At 30.2% G+C, this 21461-nt stretch carries 17 protein-coding genes; 1 reads left to right on the top strand and 16 read right to left on the bottom strand.

Going from position 1 to position 21461, the window contains the following annotated elements; all coding sequences use genetic code 11:
* Positions 1 to 38 precede the first annotated feature (38 nt).
* The 8 genes from guaB to WG950_RS00975 form a co-directional block, all read right to left on the bottom strand.
* On the bottom strand, positions 39 to 1514 hold the full coding sequence (guaB, locus tag WG950_RS01010; protein ID WP_340933529.1) for an IMP dehydrogenase: 1476 nt from the start codon (positions 1512 to 1514) through the stop codon (positions 39 to 41).
* A gap of 67 nt (positions 1515 to 1581) precedes the next feature.
* Positions 1582 to 3981, bottom strand: coding sequence for a TonB-dependent receptor family protein (locus tag WG950_RS01005; RefSeq protein WP_340933528.1), 2400 nt, complete (start codon positions 3979 to 3981; stop codon positions 1582 to 1584).
* A 3-nt stretch (positions 3982 to 3984) separates the two neighbouring features.
* A complete protein-coding gene (locus tag WG950_RS01000; RefSeq protein ID WP_340933526.1) occupies positions 3985 to 5355 on the bottom strand; it encodes an HTTM domain-containing protein in 1371 nt (456 codons plus the stop codon).
* A 70-nt stretch (positions 5356 to 5425) separates the two neighbouring features.
* Positions 5426 to 6526, bottom strand: coding sequence for an imelysin family protein (locus tag WG950_RS00995; RefSeq protein ID WP_340933525.1), 1101 nt, complete (start codon positions 6524 to 6526; stop codon positions 5426 to 5428).
* Positions 6527 to 6615: 89 nt separating this feature from the next.
* Complete coding sequence (locus WG950_RS00990) at positions 6616 to 7806, bottom strand: DUF4856 domain-containing protein (RefSeq protein ID WP_340933524.1); 1191 nt, start codon at positions 7804 to 7806, stop codon at positions 6616 to 6618.
* Between the two features lie 98 nt (positions 7807 to 7904).
* Positions 7905 to 9407 carry a bifunctional metallophosphatase/5'-nucleotidase gene (locus tag WG950_RS00985; RefSeq protein ID WP_340933523.1) on the bottom strand — a complete coding sequence of 501 codons (1503 nt, stop codon included), beginning with the start codon at positions 9405 to 9407 and terminating at the stop codon, positions 7905 to 7907.
* 91 nt (positions 9408 to 9498) lie between these two features.
* Positions 9499 to 11805 carry a CHRD domain-containing protein gene (locus WG950_RS00980; RefSeq protein ID WP_340933522.1) on the bottom strand — a complete coding sequence of 769 codons (2307 nt, stop codon included), beginning with the start codon at positions 11803 to 11805 and terminating at the stop codon, positions 9499 to 9501.
* 150 nt (positions 11806 to 11955) lie between these two features.
* The gene (locus tag WG950_RS00975) at positions 11956 to 12813 is read right to left on the bottom strand and encodes a hydroxymethylglutaryl-CoA lyase (RefSeq protein WP_340933520.1); all 858 of its coding nucleotides are present in this window, start codon (positions 12811 to 12813) and stop codon (positions 11956 to 11958) included.
* An 84-nt stretch (positions 12814 to 12897) separates the two neighbouring features.
* On the opposite strand from WG950_RS00975, the gene WG950_RS00970 reads away from it, so the two are divergent.
* The gene (locus WG950_RS00970; RefSeq protein ID WP_340933518.1) at positions 12898 to 14076 is read left to right on the top strand and encodes an MFS transporter; all 1179 of its coding nucleotides are present in this window, start codon (positions 12898 to 12900) and stop codon (positions 14074 to 14076) included.
* A gap of 8 nt (positions 14077 to 14084) precedes the next feature.
* Here WG950_RS00970 and WG950_RS00965 read toward each other — a convergent pair whose 3' ends face one another.
* The 8 genes from WG950_RS00965 to WG950_RS00930 all read right to left on the bottom strand — a co-directional run bounded on the left by WG950_RS00965 (position 14085) and on the right by WG950_RS00930 (position 21413).
* Positions 14085 to 14462 (bottom strand): hypothetical protein, encoded by a 378-nt coding sequence (locus tag WG950_RS00965; RefSeq protein ID WP_340933516.1) that lies wholly within the window; start codon positions 14460 to 14462, stop codon positions 14085 to 14087.
* A gap of 92 nt (positions 14463 to 14554) precedes the next feature.
* On the bottom strand, positions 14555 to 16327 hold the full coding sequence (gene typA / locus WG950_RS00960) for a translational GTPase TypA (RefSeq protein ID WP_077809528.1): 1773 nt from the start codon (positions 16325 to 16327) through the stop codon (positions 14555 to 14557).
* 117 nt (positions 16328 to 16444) lie between these two features.
* Positions 16445 to 17506 (bottom strand): HesA/MoeB/ThiF family protein, encoded by a 1062-nt coding sequence (locus tag WG950_RS00955; RefSeq protein ID WP_340933513.1) that lies wholly within the window; start codon positions 17504 to 17506, stop codon positions 16445 to 16447.
* Positions 17507 to 17511: 5 nt separating this feature from the next.
* Positions 17512 to 18627, bottom strand: a complete 1116-nt coding sequence (gene thiH / locus WG950_RS00950) for a 2-iminoacetate synthase ThiH (RefSeq protein WP_340933510.1) — start codon at positions 18625 to 18627, stop codon at positions 17512 to 17514.
* Positions 18628 to 18630: 3 nt separating this feature from the next.
* The gene (locus WG950_RS00945; RefSeq protein ID WP_340933509.1) at positions 18631 to 19398 is read right to left on the bottom strand and encodes a thiazole synthase; all 768 of its coding nucleotides are present in this window, start codon (positions 19396 to 19398) and stop codon (positions 18631 to 18633) included.
* A gap of 5 nt (positions 19399 to 19403) precedes the next feature.
* Complete coding sequence (gene thiE / locus WG950_RS00940; RefSeq protein ID WP_340933508.1) at positions 19404 to 20051, bottom strand: thiamine phosphate synthase; 648 nt, start codon at positions 20049 to 20051, stop codon at positions 19404 to 19406.
* Positions 20041 to 20808, bottom strand: coding sequence for a hydroxymethylpyrimidine/phosphomethylpyrimidine kinase (locus WG950_RS00935; protein ID WP_340933507.1), 768 nt, complete (start codon positions 20806 to 20808; stop codon positions 20041 to 20043). Before WG950_RS00935 ends, thiE begins: the two co-directional genes overlap by 11 nt.
* A gap of 5 nt (positions 20809 to 20813) precedes the next feature.
* Entirely contained in the window at positions 20814 to 21413 is a 600-nt protein-coding gene (locus WG950_RS00930; protein ID WP_340933506.1) for a thiamine phosphate synthase, read from the bottom strand.
* Between the last annotated feature and the right edge of the window lie 48 nt (positions 21414 to 21461).

The following is a 21461-nucleotide window of genomic DNA, read 5'->3' as shown; positions in this document are numbered from 1 at the left end:
TGTAAAGTCTTGAGCTTTTAATATATACTTTTTAAAAATTATCTTCTACTATAGTTAGGAGATTCTTTTGTAATTGCAACATCATGAGGATGACTTTCGTTAATTCCGCTTGCCGTAATTCTTACAAACTGACCAGTTTCTTTAAGAGTTTCGATATCTTTTGCACCACAATAACCCATACCAGCTCTTAAACCACCAACAAATTGATGAATACTTTCATCTAAATCTCCTTTATAAGGAACTCTACCTACAATTCCTTCTGGCACAAGCTTTTTAATATCTGCTTCTACATCTTGAAAATATCTATCTTTAGAACCTTGTTTCATCGCTTCTACAGATCCCATACCTCTATAAGATTTAAACTTTCTACCTTCATAAATAATAGTTTCTCCTGGAGATTCTTTTGTACCTGCTAATAAAGATCCTAACATTACACAATCTGCTCCGGCAGCAATCGCCTTAGGAATGTCTCCTGTATAACGAATTCCTCCATCTGCAATCACTGGTACACCGCTTCCTTTTATAGCTGCGGCAACTTCTAAAACTGCAGAAAACTGAGGGAAACCAACACCAGCAACAACTCTCGTTGTACAAATAGAACCTGGACCAATACCAACTTTTACAGCATCTGCACCTGCTTCAACTAAGTATTTAGCAGCCGCACCCGTTGCAATATTACCTACAACTACATCTAATTCTGGAAACTTATCTTTAACCTGTTTTAAAACAGTTACAACACCTTTTGTATGTCCATGGGCAGTATCAATAATAACTGCATCTACGCCAGCATTAACTAATGCTTCTGCTCTATCTACAGCATCACCTGTAACACCTAAAGCTGCAGCAACTCTTAATCTACCATAAGAGTCTTTATTTGCAATTGGTTTTTGCGTAACCTTAGTAATATCCCTAAAAGTAATTAATCCTTTTAATTTGTAATTTTCATCAACAATTAAAAGTTTTTCAATTTTATAATTTTGTAATATTTTTTCTGCATCGTTTAAAGAAGTACCAACATCTGCAGTAACCAAGTTTTCTCTTGTCATTACTTCAATAATTGGTCTTGTTGCATTGTGCTCGAAACGTAAATCTCTGTTGGTAACAATACCTTTTAAAATTCCGTTATCATCTACAATAGGAATACCACCAATGCTATGCTCTTTCATATGAGCTTTTGCATCTAAAACAGTAGCTGTTAAAGGTAAAGTTACAGGATCTAAAATCATACCAGATTCTGCTCTTTTTACTCTTCTAACTTCTTGCGCTTGCTGCTCGATAGTCATGTTTTTATGTAAAACACCAATACCACCTTCTCTGGCAATAGCAATTGCTAAGGCAGATTCTGTTACAGTATCCATAGCTGCAGAAGCTATTGGTACATTTATAGTAATATTTTTAGTGAATTTTGTTTGAATACTTACTTCTCTTGGAAGGACTTCTGAAAAAGCTGGAACTAATAAAACGTCATCATACGTTAAACCTTCTCCTAAAATTTTGTTGTTGTGTGCTGTCATGTTGCAATTAAGATATAATTGCGAGCAAATTTACAATTATTTATTGACTTTAAACCTATATTAAAGCTTAGAATTTTAATTCTAAACCTACGTAATAATTTCTTGGCGCTGATGTTATAATACCAGGCCCAGGATAACCTGTTGCTCTTCTTGTAAAGTAGGCATTATCTAATAAATTATTTACCCCAGCTTCTAATTTTGCAAACTTGTATTTATAAGAAGTAGAAAAATCTAAAATACTATATGCTGGTATTTCTCCGGTTACACCATTTATACTTCCGCCAGACGCATTTGTTGCATCAGAAAATTGTCTAGATAAATATGAATATTGCAAACTTGCTATAAAATTATTATATCCAAATTTAAATCCTGTTTTAATATTAACATTTGGTATAAATTCGACTTCATTACCAACTACACCATTTTTTTCTGATTTTGTATATTCTGATGTAATAAATGATGAATTTATAAAGTAATTAAAAACAAAGTTAGAATTCATTTGAAACAACTTTTTTAAATTAAAATCTACCAAACTTTCGATTCCTAAAATTCTAGCATCACCAATATTATCTCGTTCAGCTTTACCATCATCTCTTGTATAAATATTTATTCTATCATTGTAAAAAAGTCCGAAAATATTGGCATCGTAAGAAAAATAATTTTTAAAATTACCTCTAAAACCTGCATCAATAGTAAAACCTTTTTCATCTGTAATATCTGGAGATATTTCAAAAGCAGGATTTGCTGTACTAATATCAGAAAAAGTTACAGATCTATAGTTTTGAGAAATATTTCCATAAAATTCTAATGCTTTCGATTTTTTATAACTCGTACCAACACCTAACAAAAGAAAAGTCCTTTCATTTGTTTCTTTTTCTTCTCTAAGATTGTCGTTAATTACATTACCAGCGGCATCGGTTACAATGTCTTTTATGATTTCGTCTCTTTTTGTATTGATGTATTCGAATCTAACACCTGGTGTAACAGACCATTTATCATTTAAATACACAATATTTTCTCCGAATAATGAAACGTTTAAATTCGGAAATTTACTATCAGATTGACGCGGATAATTTGGATATTCGTTATTATAATATTCAAAATCTGCATCCGAATTATTAGAACCAGGACCTTGCATATTCGTATTATTGGCTTTGTAAAATTTTGAGCCAATTAAAAAAGTTGCCTTTTTATCAAACAAAGAGTATTTACTTAATAATCTAGTTTCAAAACCAAAGTTCTTAAAAGTTCCCTTAATTAAATCTCTTTCAGAACCAGGATCTACTTGGTTTACTCGATTTGTTCTAAAACCAATGGCGTCTCGAGAGGCATCTAATCCGAAGAAATTAAAAGAAAAATTAGTGTTGTCAGAAAATAAATGTTCCCATTTTAAATTATAAAGTAACCATTGTACCTGAAACCAATTACGGGCTCTATTACTTTGATAAGGATCTTCGTTAAACATAGCATCTGTTAAACCACCTGCTTGTTGCGCCAAATAATCTAAAACAGTTATTTCTAAAGAAAGTTTACTTTTTAAATTAAATTGATATCCTAAATGTAAAAACGCATTTTTAGATTCGAAATTAGAATTTGGTCTAAATCCGTCTCCTTTTTTGTAATTTATAAATGTGTAATAACTCCATTTACCTTGCGTATCACTTAAACTTGTAAAATTTGTAAACAAACCATTACTACCTATAGTATTTCTAAAAATAATTTCTTGGTTTATAGTTGGCTTTTTAGTGACAAAATTAACCAAACCACCAAATTGGGTTCCGTATTGTAAAGAAGCAGCACCCCTAATAACTTGTATTTCTGCTAAACTCTCTGCTGCAGGTGTATAATAGCTTTCTGGGTAGCCTAAAACATCTGCACTAATATCATAGCCGTTTTGTCTAGTATTAAAATTTGCAGTTCTGTTAGGATCTAATCCTCTACCGCCAATATTTAATTGCAAACCTGCGTCGTCATTTTGATAAATATTTAAACCTGCAATTTGATTAAAAATTTGACGAGCATTATTTGTTGCCACATTTGCAGTAGATTGGTTTACAAGAATAACTTCTGTCTTTTTACCGGCAAAAATAGAAGTTCCTTCTACATCTTTTAATCGTTTTAATTCGAAAACTCTTTCTTTTCTTGCTTTAATTTGAATTTCTGATAAATCTTCTGAAAAAATATTTAAAACGATTTTTAAATTTTGAAATTTATTTAATTCTACAAAAACATTTTTAATTTTATATCCTTCTGCATAAAAAATTAATGGCAGTTTTGTTTTTTCTGTAATAAATTTAAACTCACCTAAAGCATTTGTTTCTGCTAACAAACCGCCCATTTCGTTATAGACTTGCACATTTTTAAGAGGTTTATTTGTTGCTGTATTTACAGAACCATTTACTTTATTCTGACCAAATATGATTGTTTGAAAAAACAGTAAACTTATAATAAGTATTTTATTGTTCATTACTTAAATACCTTTAATTTTTATATTTGATTGAAAAGGAAGTATCCAATCGATAGGTTTAAATGTTGCTAAATCTTTGCGGTACAAATTTACGGATTCATCTACAAACTTAGTGCTTAATCTGCCATTTAATGCAACATAACTATTTGCAAAAACTCCAATATTTTTATAACCTTGCTCTGTAAAATGATTTCCAAGAAAATGAGCATATTCTAAAATAAAATCTGGTTGATAACTCATTTGTTTTTCTTGAAATGAAGTTAAAAAATCTGAGTTTTCTACACGAAAGTAATTTCCTGTGTTTAAATCTTTTATTCTAAATGTAGTATTACCAGCTTTTTCCATTAACATAACTCGCCACGAATATCTGTAGCCTTCTTCGGTCCAAAATAATTCTCCTGGGTACAATAAGTATCTCCACGGAATTAAAATTTGCAAAACAAAAAACACAATTAAAACTGGCTTTGTAAATGCTAATTTTACTTTACTAAAGCTATATTTATCAAAGGATTGAATATTTTTTTTTGGCAAATAATTATTTATAAAATTGATGATTTTTTGATGAAAAGGTGCATCAAAAAATATTAAAGCAGACACAATCATTATAAAAGGAAACATACCAATAGGAAAAAGAACTCTTGTAAAAACATGAAAAATGATTACAAATAGAAATGCAATATATCTTGTTCTTTTGTATAACAGTAAAAAAGGAATTGCCAAATCATAGATTAATCCAGACCAACTCATTGCAAAATGAAACCAATTTTGTTGCATCAAATTACCTCCTATAAATGGTAAATCGTATTTAGAAGGCAACCATATTTTTAAAGGCATTGCTCTAAACAACCAATCTGAATTTATTTTTGCCAAACCTGCATAAAAATATACTATTGATAAAAGAATTTTTATGCTATCTATTGTCCAGGTAGACACCTTTAAATACTGTTTTTTCTTTTGAAAACTGTCTAAAGAGAAATAGGCGTTTGCTGGTAAGAAAATTAATAAAAAACTAAGTATTGTTATAAAATAATAATGATTTAAATAAGTAGTTTTGTCCATTAATTCTATGTACAAAAATGATAAGAAAAAGGTTACAATAGCGAATCTATACTTGTAACCTACAGCAACCATTAATGCAGAAATTGCACAAATAATAAATAATATATATGTGTAATTACCAATCGGTTTTATAAAGTCTAATCCGAAGTAAGAAAAATGAAATTTAGGTTGTAAATAAAGTTTTTCAATCCAACCGTTTGCCCAGAATCTAATAATACTCGCAAACATCATTACACCAAAAAACAAACGAAATACAGCTAAAGGAGCTGCACTTGTTTGTTGGGTAAATTTATATGTAATTTTATTTTTTGACATAAAAAAACCTAATTTTCAATTGAGTTTCAACTGAAAATTAGGAATCCATTTTTAATTAATTATTATTTTATTAATCACCATCTGCATCAACATAATCTACATTTATATTGAAAGCCTGTAGCATATCAACTTTAAAATAAACGACTACTTTTTGTAACTCATCGTAAGATTTTGTCATTGCAGTATTATCAGAATTTACTTGAACAGTAAAGCTATTATCCAATTTATTAATTTCTGATGTAGCTGCCGCCAATTGAGTTGTTATAGCGCTTGCAATATCTTCTCTTTCTAGTTGAATTAAGTAATTTTTAAAACTTAAGCCATTTGAATTACCATTGTAAGATGTACCTTCAAATAAATTTTTAACAGCCGTTAAAGCCTCCAAAGAAAGTTCTTTAGAAACATCATTTTTATAAAAACCTTCTACTTTGTTTGGCAAAGTTGTGTTAGAAAAAACACCTGCAGGAATTCCGAATTTATTAGCTCTTAAACCTTTTTCGTAATAAAAAATATAATCATTTATTAACTTATTAACTACACTAGTTGCAGTATTTTGCGTACTTACAACAAATGTATCTCTCTGCGTTTTAAAATCTGAAACAATTGTGTTTGTTAGAGTTGACATTTGATTTAAAACATCTGTAATATACTTCTTGTAATTATCGTTATTAGCAGCTGTAGTATATTTTTCTAATATTTTAGCATCAGTATCATCTACACCATATAATAAATAATCTAAAGCCGGAAAACCTTGAGCATCATGATTATTTACACTATTTAGATCGTAACTACCATTCGCTATATTTTCTTCTACATCACTAACTGTTAAAGGGTAAATATTCATGTAAAAAGAATACTGCAATTCTTCTGCTTTGCCAATATTAAACATTTCTACATACTGCCAAGATTTATAAGCTGTTAACCAAGCAGATCTAAAACTATCTAAATTTGTTTGATTAGGGTTTGCAACAAAACTATCACCTGCAGACTTAAGAGAATTCATTTTATCGTTAAAATCTTCATAAGCAGGAATAATCATATTATCAGCAATATTTACCAACATCGCTCCTCTATCAAAACTATCTGTAATTACTTGTTCACCACCTTCTGATGAAGAACAAGCACTCATTGTAAGTATTACTATAATAAGTAAAGAAAATTTTTTAATCATTTTATTTCTATTTATTCTAAATAAAGATACAAAAATACGAAAAAGTAGGTAATATGTTTACTTTTTATACTGCAATTTGTGATGTATTTTTAAGAACCTGCCTGTGCAACTGTAAAGTTAAATTTTGCAGCAATTGTTGCAGAAATTTCATCTAAAGTTGTAATTGAAACATCCCAAAAACCATTACCTGATAATAAAGTTGACATAAAGTTATCTACTTCTTCTTTTGTAAAGTAAGATACACTACTATTTGGTTTTCTTGTAAATTGTAAACTATAAACAAACCCTAAACCTTCTGATAAATCATGAAAAGCACTAGCTTTATCAGTTTCTAATTTAGTTTTACCTTGTTGTAAATAATAGACTGCTCTTATGGCAATAACTTCAGATATTTTTTCTTTTAAGATCTCTGCTTGTTCATTTCTAGTTTCATAATCACCCGATACTATTGCAGCTCTACCTAGTTTAAACGCATTGTAAATAGCTTGAGCAATACCCGTAAAATCTGTATCACCTTCTACTCTACTTAAATATTTATTTAAGTATCCGTCTTGATTTAATTCAGGTGAACTAGCATTAGTTTCGTTACCGTATAAATAACCAAAAGCCTCATCCCATTTATGCTCCATGTTTGTATAATTTTTGCCGCTTAATAAAACATTAGCATCATTATCTTCTACATTTGTAGCTTCATCTAAAACAGCAACACTTAAATAATTATTTAGTATTTGATCTGTCATTAAACCACCAATTAAACTTTTTGTAATTAACTGGTTATATTCTAATCCTTTCGCATTTACATATCGAATAGATCCACCACCTGCTTCTTGAATTTGACCAGCTACACCAGCAGAAGCATCTGTATTCCAATTAGGAAAAACTTCATTTACTTGTGCTTCTATCCAACTATCAAATTCAGCTTTAATTGCTAATGCATCTGTAGTATTACTAGCATAAAAATCTGTTGATGCAGCAGTTTTACTTCTAATATTTTTTGAAGATGTATTTAATTCTGTCTCTGTAAAATCATTATCACCTTCTGCATGCGCAAATTTATCTTTAAGACTTGCAATAGTTTCTGAAGTAGACAAAAGAGCCGATGCAAACTCATCTGCCATTCTAATTCTAGTAGTTTGCCCGCTATAACTTACAGTACTTTCTCCGTTTCTTTCAAAGTTATAAGTCGCTGGAGCAACTGTTTCAATTCCGTTATCACTATCATTATTATTACAAGATATTATTGATGCAGCAACGGCTATAGTCAAAAAAACTTTTTTCATTTTATTTAGATTAGTTTAAAATAGTATTTTATTTTTTTGCAAATATACTACCCAAATCTAATTTAAAAAAGCTTATTTAGAATAAATTAAAATAAAATTTATTGTTTTAAATAAGCAACCAACGCTTTTCTAACATCTATAGCTATTTCATTTTCTTTAGGATGATAAATTTCAAGAACATCTATATTCTTTTCTGATAAAAAAGGAATGTCGAAACCTTTTAATAAGTAATCAGAAAAGGCAACTGTATAGATTTTATTTAACTCGATTGGTTTTTTGTTTATAAACCAACTAGTTTCTATTAATTTAATATTATGTCTGTGCAAATAAGCTCCTGTTCCCGCGGCAAGTTCACCATAATCTAAAACTCTTTTTAGTAAGCTTCCTTTAATTTTAACTTTTAAAACTGGTCCGCCATAAGGTAAAACTCTAAAAATATCTATCGGAGAAATATCTCCAACTAAAACATCATCAATTCGAATAGAACCACCGTTTACAATTGCTGCATCAATTTTGTCATTATATGCAAAAGACATTGCACTAGTAATCAATTCTCCTAAATTAGTTTGTCTACTTCTTATTGGTGTATCTCTACCATCTAAAGGAATTTTTGTATTGTAAATAATTTCATTAGGTTTTTTAATAACCAGCTTAATTTTTTCATCTAAAATAGATTGCCAGTTCGCAACAATTTCTTTAACCTTTTTATTTTCTTTAATAGAACTATTTATTTCTTTTAATTCTGATTGAATTGTGGTTTTCTTTGTTTTTTTGTCATAAGAAATTCTATGGATGTAAACAGTTTTAGCATTTGCATCTGCTTTAGATATTTGAACATTTCCTACAAAGTTGTTGCTATTAGTATGTTCGTGACCACCCATTATTAAAGGCAAGTCTGGAATTAATTTTGCAATTTTTTTATCGTTTGCCAGTTTTACATGTGTTAAACCAAAAACTATATCAACTTTGTCTTTTAAAGCTGCATAAGAAGCTCTTGCCTTTATAAACATGTTACCATACTCTACATATTCTTTAGGATTAGAAGGAATACAAACACTTATAAAACCAATTTTAATTTTTGTGCCATCTTTGTCTGTAAACTCTTTTATAAAAGTTTCGTTAACATTTTCTTTTTCACCATCCTTTTCTTTGTAATATAAAACTGCAGCTTCTTTAGTTTTCAGTTTTACGTTTGCAGAAATCCAAGGAAAAGTACTTTCATTTAATCTTTGCTGCAATTCATCTTTAGAAAGATCGAATTCATGATTACCGAAGGCTACCAAGTCGAAATTCATGGCATTCATTACTTCTACCATTTGCTTTCCTTTTACTCTTTTACCGTCTACTTTTATTGTTCCTAATAAAGACGGATTCAAAAAGTCACCTGCCATAAAAAGCATGGTGTTTTTATTTTCTTGTAAAAGCTCTTGATGAATAGTTTCTACTCTTGCCATTCCGCCATATTCACCGCCCTGAATTGGCGCAATTTCATAAACATCATTCAATTGTAAAAATGTAAAATCTATTTTAGAATCGTCTTTTTTGCAATCAGTAAAAGAAATTAATAACAATAAAAGAAGCAGTTTTATATAAAATTTCATGATGATAATTTTTGTTTCAAAAGTAACAACATAAAATAAGAAAACCCATCAAAAAATGATGGGTTTTAGAATTATTATGTTAGACATCTAATTATTCATTAGAACCTATATTACCTTGAGCAACAATAGTTCCCAACTGAGATGCACTTAAATGTACGTTAATATAACCATCAAAAGTTAAAATTTCATCATAAGTAATTGCAGTACCGTCATCTAATGTTTCTACTTGAGACATACTCATTCCTGTATCTCCGTTTACAGGAGAAAAGCTAAAAGCGATTGGTCCACCAGTAGCTGCATCATTTTCATGAATATGTGCTGGATGCATTCCACCTGCTGGTGTATTCATAATATTTAATACTGCCAATGCAGAACCGTCAATTCTTTTATAAAAAGTTGCAGTACCAGAAATTCCTGCTACATCTTTTTCTGCCAAGGTATACACTTTACTTTCTGATGTTAAATCGTTTTTACCAATGTCTCCTTGAGCTACAATTGTAGAAAGTTGAGTTGCACTTAAATGAACATTGATGTAAGCATCTAAATTTGCAATATCAGCATAAACAAAAGAAGACCCATCATCAAAAGTAGATACATTGGTCATACTCATTCCTGTATCTCCATTTACTGGGTTAAAAGAAAATAATATTGCACCACCTTCTACGGCTGTATTCGCATGAATATGTGCTGGATGCATTCCTCCCGCAGGTGTATTCATAATATCTAATGTTGCTAAAGCTTCTCCGTTAACTCTTTCAGAAAAAGTTGCTGTTCCAGAAATTCCCGCTACATCTTTCTCACCTAAGTCGTACATTGTTGTATTTCCTGTTAAGTCATTCTGACCTATATCTCCTTGAGCTACAATTGTAGATAATTGAGTTGAACTTAAATGAACATTAATATAACCATCTAATTCTGCTATGTCAGCATACATAAAAGAAGATCCATCGTCAAAAGTAGATACATTTGTCATACTCATTCCTGTATCTCCATTTACCGGATTAAAAGAAAATAATATTGAACCACCTTCTACAGCTGTATTGGCATGAATGTGCGATGGATGCATCCCTCCCGCAGGTGTATTCATAATATCTAAAGTAGCTAAAGCTTCACCATTAATTCTTTCAGAAAAAGTTGCTGTTCCAGAAATACCTGTTACATCTTTTTCTCCTAAGTCATACTCTTTGGTGTTTCCTGTTAAGTCATTCTGACCTATATCTCCTTGGGCTACAATTGTAGATAATTGAGTTGAACTTAAATGAACATTAATATAACCATCTAATTCTGCTATGTCAGCATACATAAAAGAAGATCCATCGTCAAAAGTAGATACATTTGTCATACTCATTCCTGTATCTCCATTAACTGGATTAAAAGAAAATAATATTGAACCTCCTTCTAAAGCTGTATTAGCATGAATGTGCGATGGATGTGATCCACCAGCAGGAGTATTCATTAATTTCAAAGTAGCTAAAGCTTCACCATTAATTCTTTCAGAAAAAGTTGCTGTTCCAGAAATACCAGTAACATCTTTTTCTCCTAAATCATATTCCTTAGTGTTTCCTGTTAAATCATTCACACCAATATCACCTTGAGATACAATTGTAGAAAGTTGTGTTGCACTTAAATGAACGTTAATGTAAGCATCTAAGTTTTGTATATCAGAAAAACTTAATGCTGTTCCATCATCTAATGCTGTAAAATTTGTAAAGCTTTTCCCAGTATCTCCATTCACTGGTGTAAAAGACAATAGTATACCTCCTCCTTCTAGTGCTGTATTTGCATGTATATGAGCTGGGTGCTCTCCGCCTTCTGGAGTATTCTGAATATCTAACTCTGCTAATATGCTTCCATTTTTTCTTTCAGAAAAAGTTGCTGTTCCAGAAATACCTGCTACATCTTTTTCACCTAAATCATAAACAATAGCATTTGGTTTTAGGGCATTTTGTCCTATATCACCTTGTGCAACAATGGTTCCTAATTCATCTTTACTTAAATGAACATTTATATAACCATCAAATTCCAAAAGTTCAGAGAAAGTTATAGGTGTACCATTATCTAAAGTAGTAACGTTTATGGTGCTCTTACCACTGCTACCACTTACACTTCCAAGAGATAAAGCAATATCACCGCCTTCAGCTGCAGTATTGAAGTGAATATGAGCTGGATGCTGTCCTCCTTCTGGCGTTCCATCTAGAGAAATATTAATGTTAATAGAAGCATCTTGGTTCTCTACAAAAGAAACTTTACCTGAGATTCCTGATACATCCTTAGTACCAAGGTTGTACGTAATAGAGTTTCCCGTTGGTGTGTAAAATTTGTAATCGAAATCATCTTCATTATTACAATTGTAAAATGCAAATGATAAGAATAATAAAATTAAGTTTAGTTTTTTCATAATATTGTTTTGTTTAATTATTTTAAACCAAAGTTAAACAAAACATTATTGAAAGATTGACTTATTAAGATTAAATAGTAACTCAAATAAAAAATTAACGTAACTTTAAGAAAATTAACAGTAATTGAGAAACTTTAAGAAGTTTTAAATTTATAGAAAAGTTTCTAAGGCCTTATTGTAAGCACTTTCAAAACTCATCGGCTTTATATTTGTAAAAGCTTTTTCTGTAGTAAAATACGATAATAATTTTTCGGTTGGCATGTTACCTGTTAAGTCGTCTTTTGCCATTGGGCAACCTCCGTAACCTTTAATAGCGCCATCAAACCTATTACAACCAGCTTTAAATGCTGCGTTTACTTTTTCGTGCCATTTATCTGGTGTTGTATGTAAATGTGCCCCAAATTCTATATTTGAGTATTCTGGAATTAAATTTGAAAATAGATATTCTATAACATCTGGTGTAGAACTACCAATAGTATCTGAAAGCGATAAAATTTTAACGCCCATTTTAGACAATTTTTCTGTCCACTCACCTACTATTTCAACATTCCAAGGATCTCCGTACGGATTACCAAATCCCATTGATAAATAAGCCACAACTTCTTTATTAGACTTATCTGCAATGTTTAAAATAGCATCTAAGGTTTCTAAAGATTCTGCTATTGTTTTATGCGTATTACGCATTTGAAAGTTTTCTGAAATAGAAAATGGATATCCTAAATAATCTATTTCTTCAAAAACAGAAGCATCATTTGCACCTCTAATATTTGCGATAATCGCTAATAATTTACTATCTGTTTTCGATAAGTCTAATTTTGATAAAACAGCTGCCGTATCTCGCATTTGCGGAATAGCTTTTGGAGATACAAAACTACCAAAATCAATAGTATCAAAACCAACTTTTAAAAGAGAATTTATATATAATGCTTTTTGCTCGGTTGCAATAAAATGAGATTTTATACCTTGCATTGCATCTCTAGGACATTCTATAATTTTGACTTTTTTCATCAAATCAAAGATAAAAAAACAAACTGATTTCAATGTTAATTTTAAATTGAATATTACATTCTTTTCAATAAATTTGCTTTCTAAATGAAACATCACAAATTTGTTCTACTTATAATTGTTATTTCTCAATTCTGTTGTACGTCTTTATGGTTTGCAAGCAATGCTGTATTAACAGATTTAATTGATAACTTCAATTTAAAAACTAATGCCTTAGAAAATTTAACTTCTGCAGTTCAATTTGGTTTTATTTTAGGAACATTGTTATTTGCACTCCTTTCTATAGCAGATAGATTCTCGCCTTCTAAAGTATTTTTCTTTTGTGCCGCTTTAGGCGCAGTTTTTAATGGTTGTTTAACTTTTAATGAAAACACTTTATTTAGCTTACTTATATTAAGATTCTTAACAGGATTTTTCTTAGCAGGAATTTATCCTGTTGGGATGAAAATTGCTACGGATTATTTTGAAAAAGGATTGGGAAAATCTTTAGGTTATTTAGTAGGTGCCTTAGTGTTAGGAACTGCTTTACCACATTTACTTAAAGATAGTTTACAAGACTATTCTTGGCAAAATATTGTTTTATTCATTTCGATATTAGCCATTTTTGGTGGATTACTATTATTTATTTTAGTTCCTAATGGGCCTTATCGAAAAAAAGGAACCGCTTTAGACATTTCTATTTGTTATAAAGTTTTTAAAAACGACCAATTTAGAAAAGCTGCTTTTGGATATTTTGGTCATATGTGGGAACTTTATACGTTTTGGGCGTTTGTACCGATACTTTTAATTACATACTCTAACTTACATGAAGTTAACTTTAAAATTCCATTATTATCTTTTTTTATTATTTCTATAGGAAGTATTGGATGTATTGTTGGTAGCAATGTTGCGGCGGCTATTGGTACAAAAAAAACAGCTTATTGGTCTTTACTTTTATCTTGTTTTTGTTGTTTGATTTCTCCTTTTATTTTTATGGTTGATAATGCAATAATTTTTATAAGTTTTCTATTATTTTGGGGAATGGTTGTTATAGCAGATTCGCCACTATTTTCTACACTCATTGCCCAAAGTGCACCTCAAAAAGATAAAGGAACAGCTCTTACAATAGTAAACTGTATAGGTTATGCCATTACAATTTTAAGCATTCAAATAATTAGTTATATATATCATACAACCAACACAACATTTATATACTTAATATTAGCTATTGGTCCTATTCTAGGTTTAATCGCTTTAAAAACTAGTAGTAAACTTTCTAAAAACTAATATTATTTTTAAGATTGTAAAGGTATTTCTGGTAATTTATTTTTAAAACTTGGCGCATTATCTCTGTAAGAAACAAGTTTCTTTTTAGATACAAGTACAATTAAATCTTCATTTAAAGTAAATAAGCAAGCTGTTCTAAATTTATTTACTAGTAAACTTTCTAATTCTGATTTTAATTCTTCTAAAGTAAATTGCTTAAATTGATTATCATCCGCATAACGATACTTTAATTCGAAAACATCTTTATTATCAATTTTAAACAAACGTGCATATACATTTAATAAACCTTCACTTTTTCTAATCGGTTTACTAACTGTTAATTTTACAAACTCATCGTTTGTTATACTTTCCTTTAAAACTTCAAAAAAATGGATAAATTCACTCATAGTACAAATATAAAAAACGCCACTAAAAAGTGGCGTTTTTAAGATATTAATAATCTTAGATTATTATAATCAAAAAGGTATTTTAAATATTGTTATGGTCTAAAATTAATTTTACGCATACGTAAGCTTTCTGGAGTAACTTCTAAATACTCATCAGCTTTAATATACTCCATACATTCTTCCAAAGAAAAATCAATTTTCGGTGCAATTTTAACACTATCATCTGTACCAGAAGAACGAACGTTGGTTAATTTTTTACCTTTAATTAAGTTTACACCCATATCATCGGCTTTCGAGTTTTCTCCTACAACCTGCCCAATATAAATATCTTGATTAGGATCAATAAAGAAACGACCTCTATCTTGTAATCTATCAATAGCATAAGCTGTTGCTTTACCTGCTGCAGATGATACAATTGCACCTTTAATATCCTCAGAGAAATCACCTTTATAAGGTCCATATTCAGAAAAACGGTGGTTAATAATAGCTTGACCTGCTGTTGCAGTTAAAATTTTATTACGTAAACCAATTAATCCTCTTGAAGGAATTGTAAATTCTAAATGCTGTAAATCTCCTTTAGGCTCCATGATTAATAAATCTCCTTTTCTAAGAGATACTAAATTAATTGCTTTAGAAGCAACATCTTCTGGAACATCGATAGATAAAGTCTCGTAAGGCTCACATTTCACTCCGTCAATTTCTTTTAAAATAACTTGTGGTCTACCTACTTGCAACTCGTATCCTTCTCTACGCATTGTTTCAATTAATACAGATAAGTGTAAAACTCCACGTCCGAAAACGTTAAATTTATCTTCAGAATCTGTAGTATCTACTCTTAATGCAAGGTTTTTTTCCATTTCTTTAAACAATCTGTCACGTAAATGACGAGATGTTACAAATTTACCTTCTTTACCAAAAAACGGAGAGTTGTTAATAGTAAACAACATACTCATTGTTGGTTTATCAATTTCTGTTCTTGGTAATGCCTCTGGGTTTTCTAAATCTGCAATTGTATCACCAATTTCAAAATCTTCTACACCAGTAATAGCACAAATATCACCACAAGGTACTTTATCTACTTGTACTTTACCCATTCCTTCAAAAACATGTAATTCTTTAATTCTAACTTTTTTAGTAGAACCATCAGCTTTACATAACATGTAATCTTTACCAGCTTCTAAATCCCCTCTAAATACACGTCCGATTGCAATTCTACCTGTAAAAGCAGAAAAGTCTAAAGAAGTAATTTGCATTTGTGCAGTACCTTCGTTGTATTTAGTTTCTGGAATAGATTCTAATACAGCATCTAATAAAGGTACGATATTGTCAGTTTCATTTTTCCAGTCTGTAGACATCCAATTGTTCTTTGCAGAACCGTAAATTGTAGTAAAGTCTAATTGCTCTTCTGTTGCTTCTAAAGCAAACATCAAATCAAAAACTTTCTCATGAACTAAATCTGGAGTACAGTTTTCTTTATCTACTTTATTTACAACTACAATTGGTGTTAATCCTAATTCTAAGGCTTTACCTAATACAAAACGAGTTTGTGGCATTGGCCCTTCAAATGCATCCACTAATAATAAAACACCATCAGCCATTTTTAATACACGCTCTACCTCTCCACCAAAATCGGCGTGACCAGGAGTATCAATTACGTTAATTTTTGTGTTCTTATAATTTACAGATACGTTTTTAGAAAGAATCGTAATTCCTCTTTCACGTTCTAAATCGTTGTTGTCTAGCAATAAATCTGTACGTTCTTTACGTTCGTCTAAGATTTTTGCTTGATCTATAATTTTATCAACTAACGTTGTTTTACCGTGATCTACGTGGGCTATAATAGCGATGTTTCTAATTGGTTGCATTCTTGCGTTCTTAAATTTCGTGCAAAAGTAGTGTTTTTAGTTTAAAGATTGGTTTCAAACCAAAAAAGTTTAACTATCTAATAACTATTAATATATCTAAGAGAAGATTATAGTGTTTTATTTTACGAAACAACCTCCTTTTAAATTTATTAATTTTAAAGAAGGAAAATACTCTTTTAAAATTCTGATAGCCTTTCTACTCCTTATTCCTGATTTACAATAAACAACTAAACTTTTAACAACATTTACCTCTTCTAGTCTTGATTTCAGGTCACTTAACGGAATATGCTGACCTCCAATATGGTAATTTATTCTCTCGTCATCTTCTCGAACATCTAACAAATTGTAATCAGAAATATTGCTTTTTAAAGAAGTAAGAGTAATTTCTTCAATGTCTAACTCTATTCCGCAGAAAACATCGTAATTCTCTTCTAATTTCTGAATATCAATTTTAGTGTTTTTCTGATAATTTAAAGTTACTTGCTGCATTGTTAATGTATTATATAATAACAATTTATTTGACAACACAATTCCTATCTCACAAATAATTTTTATCGTTTCATTTGCTTGAAAACTACCTATAATACCCGGCAAAACACCTAATACACCAATTTCTGAACAATTTGGTGATTCATCTGGCTGTGGTGGCGTTGGATACAAACATCTGTACGTTGCACTTTTATTGTAATTAAAAACACTTACTTGCCCTTCAAATTTAAAAATTGCTCCGTAAACTAATGGTTTGTTTGCGATAACTGCTGCGTCATTTGCTAAATATCTTGTTGAAAAATTATCGGATCCGTCAACAACAATATCATATTTTTTAAATAATCGAATAGCATTTTCTCTTGTTAATTTCTCTTGATATACATCAAACTTAATAAACGGATTTAATGATGATAATCTTTTTGCGGCAACTTTAGCTTTCGACAAGCCAATATCATCAATAGTATATAAAATTTGACGTTGTAAATTACTTTGATCTACAACATCATCATCAATAATACCAATATTACCAACACCTGCAGCGCTTAAATATTGTAAAACTGGGCAACCTAATCCGCCAGCTCCAATTACTAAAACCTTTGCCTTTTTTAATTTTAATTGTCCTTGTTCTCCTATTTTATCTAAAATAAGATGACGATTGTATTGTTTATATTCTTCGGTAGATAAATTCATATAAATTATACCTTTTCAAAATGTTCCCAATCTTTCCAAACAACCTCTAAACCATTATTTTTTAACATTTTTACAACATCTTCTGTACTTCTTTCATCAGAAATTTCGAATTGTTCTAAAGATTGTGGTTCAACAGAATATCCACCAGGATTTGTTTTAGACTCTGCACTAATAGAAGTAATTCCTAATTTAACAATATGATTTCTAAAAATTTCACTTTCTCGGGTAGACATAGACAATTCTACATCTTCATCAAACAAGCGAAATGCACATATAGTTTGTACTAAATCTTTATCCGTCATTTCTACTTTTGGTTCTAAACCACCAGAATGTGGTCTTAATCGAGGAAAAGAAATCGAATATTTAGTTTTCCAATACGTCTTTTGTAAATATTTTAGGTGTAAAGCTGTAAAAAAACTATCTGCTCTCCAATCTTCTAAACCAAATAAAGCGCCTAAACCAATTTTATGCACACCTGCTTTACCTAATCGATCTGGTGTATCTAGACGATAATCAAAATTAGATTTCTTCCCTTTTGGGTGATGTTTTTTATATTCTTCTCTATGATAGGTTTCTTGATAAACAAGTACGGCATATAATCCATTTTCTTTTAAAAGAATGTAATCTTCTGTATTTAAAGGCTGAATTTCTATAGTTATGTTAGAAAATTTACTACGTATTAATTGAATCGCATTTTTTACATAATCTACACCAACGGTTCTATTTGCTTCACCAGTAACTAACAAAATATGATCATATCCTTTCTTTTTTAGGAAGGCAACTTCTTTTAAAATTTCTGCATCTGTTAGCGTTCTTCGTGGTATTTTATTAGTCATACTAAAACCACAATACGTACAGATATTCTGACACTCGTTACTTAGATACATGGGCGCATACATTTGTATTGTATTCCCAAATCTCTTTTTAGTAAGTGCATGACTTTTTTGAGCCATTTGCTCTAAATATGGTTTTGCTGCCGGAGACAACAATGCCTTAAAATCTTCTAAATCTAAATTATCTTTTAAAAGCGCTAACTCAACATCTTTATTGCTTTTATTGTAAATACTATTTAAAGTTTCACTCCAGTTATAAGTATCAAAAAGTGTTTTAAAGTTGCGCATCTTTTAATTTAAGAATGATGTTAACGGACTACTTGCAACTGCTTTTTTATTTACAGGAGCCAACTTCGCTTCAAAAGCCATTCTACCAGCTTCAACTGCCATTCTAAAGGCGTTAGCCATTGCCACAGGGTTTTTAGAAACTGCAATTGCTGTATTTACAAGAACTGCATCTGCACCTATTTCCATTGCAAATGCTGCATGAGAAGGCGCACCAATACCTGCATCAACAATAACTGGCACATTCGATTGCTCGATAATAATTTCTAAAAAATCTACTGTTTTTAAACCTTTATTACTTCCAATCGGAGCACCAAGAGGCATTACACATTGTACACCTACCTCTTCTAATCGTTTACATAAAACAGGATCTGCATGAATATATGGCATTACTACAAAACCTTTTTTAACCAATTCTTCTGCAGCTTTTAGAGTTTCTATGGGGTCTGGCAACAAATATCTAGGATCTGGATGAATTTCTAATTTTACCCAATTTGTCTGTAAAGCTTCTCTAGATAATTCTGCAGCAAAAACGGCTTCTTTAGCATTTCTTACGCCAGAAGTATTTGGTAATAAATTAATTCTTTCATGATTTAGGTGTGTTAAAATATCATCCTCCTCATTCGTCACATCAACCCTTTTTAATGCAACTGTAACCAATTCGCTTTTACTCTCTAATAGTGCATCTTGCATTAAATTAGACGAACTAAATTTACCTGTTCCGGTAAATAGACGAGAATTGAATGTTTTATCGGCAATTATTAATTTTTCCATGCTATTTAATTTTTATCAAACTTAAATATTTGCTCTTGAGCTCTATCTTTAAGCAATATTTTATGAAAGTTTGAAATTACATTGTAATTATTAGTTATTTCTGATGAAACAGCCAATCCGTAAACACCTGTTTCAATAATTGACTCTGCATCGTTTAAAGTGATACCACCAACTGCAATTATTGGCACTGTAGTTTTTAATTCTTCTAAAATAACTTTGTAACCTGCTACTCCTAAAACCGGACTTAAATTTTCTTTTGTATTTGTAAATCTAAACGGACCTAAACCAATATAATCTACTTTTTTTTCTATTAAAGCTTCACAATCTTTTAAAGTGTTTGCAGTACCACCAATAATTTGCCAAGACGCTAATTCTTTACGAACCAAATTAGGACAAGCATCTGTTTTACCTAAATGAACGCCATCTGCTTTTATAGCAATTGCAACTTTGTAATAGTCGTTTATAATTAATCTAGTCTGAAAATTATCTGTAATTTCTTTAACCTTTTTTGCTGTTTCTAAAACGATATCTTCCTCTACATTTTTTAAACGTAGTTGAACTGTCTCTGCACCAGAGCTGCATGCATTTTTAATATTTTGCAAATGCTCTTCTGGTGATTTACCTTGAGATATATAATGTAATTTACTTATCATTTCTATTTTTGTGATTTCCTAATAAACTTGTATTAGAATTTAAAAATTGTTCTGTATATAACTTTGTTTTTCTACAAGCATCATCTATACCAAAACCCAAAGCTATATTTGCAGCTAATGCAGATGATAAAACACAACCGCTGCCATGTTTCTCGTAAACTTTTTCAGCAATTGGTGGTAAATTTAGCTTAACCAAACTATTGTAAAAAACCTCATCTAAACCTTTCTGCTCTTTTCTGTGTCCACCTTTTAAATACAGGTTTGTTTTATTCGCCATAAAGTCTATCGTTACTTCAATATCTTTTTTAGGAAACAAAGCCTTAATCTCATCATAATTTGGAGTAACAAAAAAACAAGATGTGAGTATTTTTTCTAAAATTTTTAGATTTTGATTTGTATGAAAATTAAAACCACTAGTAGTTTTTAAAACAGGATCTAAAATTATTTTTATTGATGCTTTTAACGCTTTTAATTTATTTATAATGTTAAATAAACGTTCCCAAGATTCAATAACACCTATTTTAACTACATCAATAGAAAACCTTTCGAATAAAGTTTCTATTTGACTAATAATAACCTCTTCTGCAATCCAAAGACAATGTTTAAAATCAATATCATTCTGAACGGTTACAGCTGTACAAACAGACAAACCATATAAACCATGTGCTTCAAAAGTTTTTATATCTGCCGTTAAACCAGCACCACTAGATGGATCTAGGCCTGCAATAGTTAAAATAAAATTATTATCATCTAACATAAAAATTAACCTTTAGCTACTTTATACTGATCTCTGATACCTTTAAAACTTTCAATAGGATTTTTCGCATTCCAAACTCCACCTAAAACTCCGATACCGTTATATCCTAAGTCTAAAACTTTTGGTATTGTTTCTTTATTTACGCCTCCCATACCAATGATTGGTTTATCAATATGATTTACATCAAAACCTCTACCTTGATAACCCTGTTTTGAAATTGAAGAAAAAACCGGACTTAATAAATTGTAATCAAATTTTATTTTACAACTTTCTAATTCTTTTGGTTCATGAAAAGAACTGCTTATCGTTTTACCCTTCAAATTAAAATTAGATAAATAATCTGCTCCAATTTCTAAAACATCTTTACGCTTTTGCTCTTGAAAATGAATTCCTTTCAAATTAAATTCGTGAATCAATTCATGATAATAATGTAAAACTATCTTAGAATGAAAAGCTGTATCTATTTGGCTTAAGTATTGTAAATATTCTTCTTTCGATTTATTGGGTTTTCTTAAATGATAATACTCTAACCCTTCTTTAAACAAAGTATCTAAAATTTCTATTTCATTAGAAATATCATTTTCTGGCGCAATAAGTATTATCATAAGTAGTAAAAATTATTTTAAAAACACCTTTTAATATTTCAATAATAA

Source organism: Polaribacter marinaquae, from assembly GCF_038019025.1.
In the GTDB taxonomy this organism is placed as follows: domain Bacteria; phylum Bacteroidota; class Bacteroidia; order Flavobacteriales; family Flavobacteriaceae; genus Polaribacter; species Polaribacter marinaquae.
The sequence above is the reverse complement of the archived record's forward strand: the minus strand, read 5'-3'. Positions and strand labels throughout refer to the sequence as shown.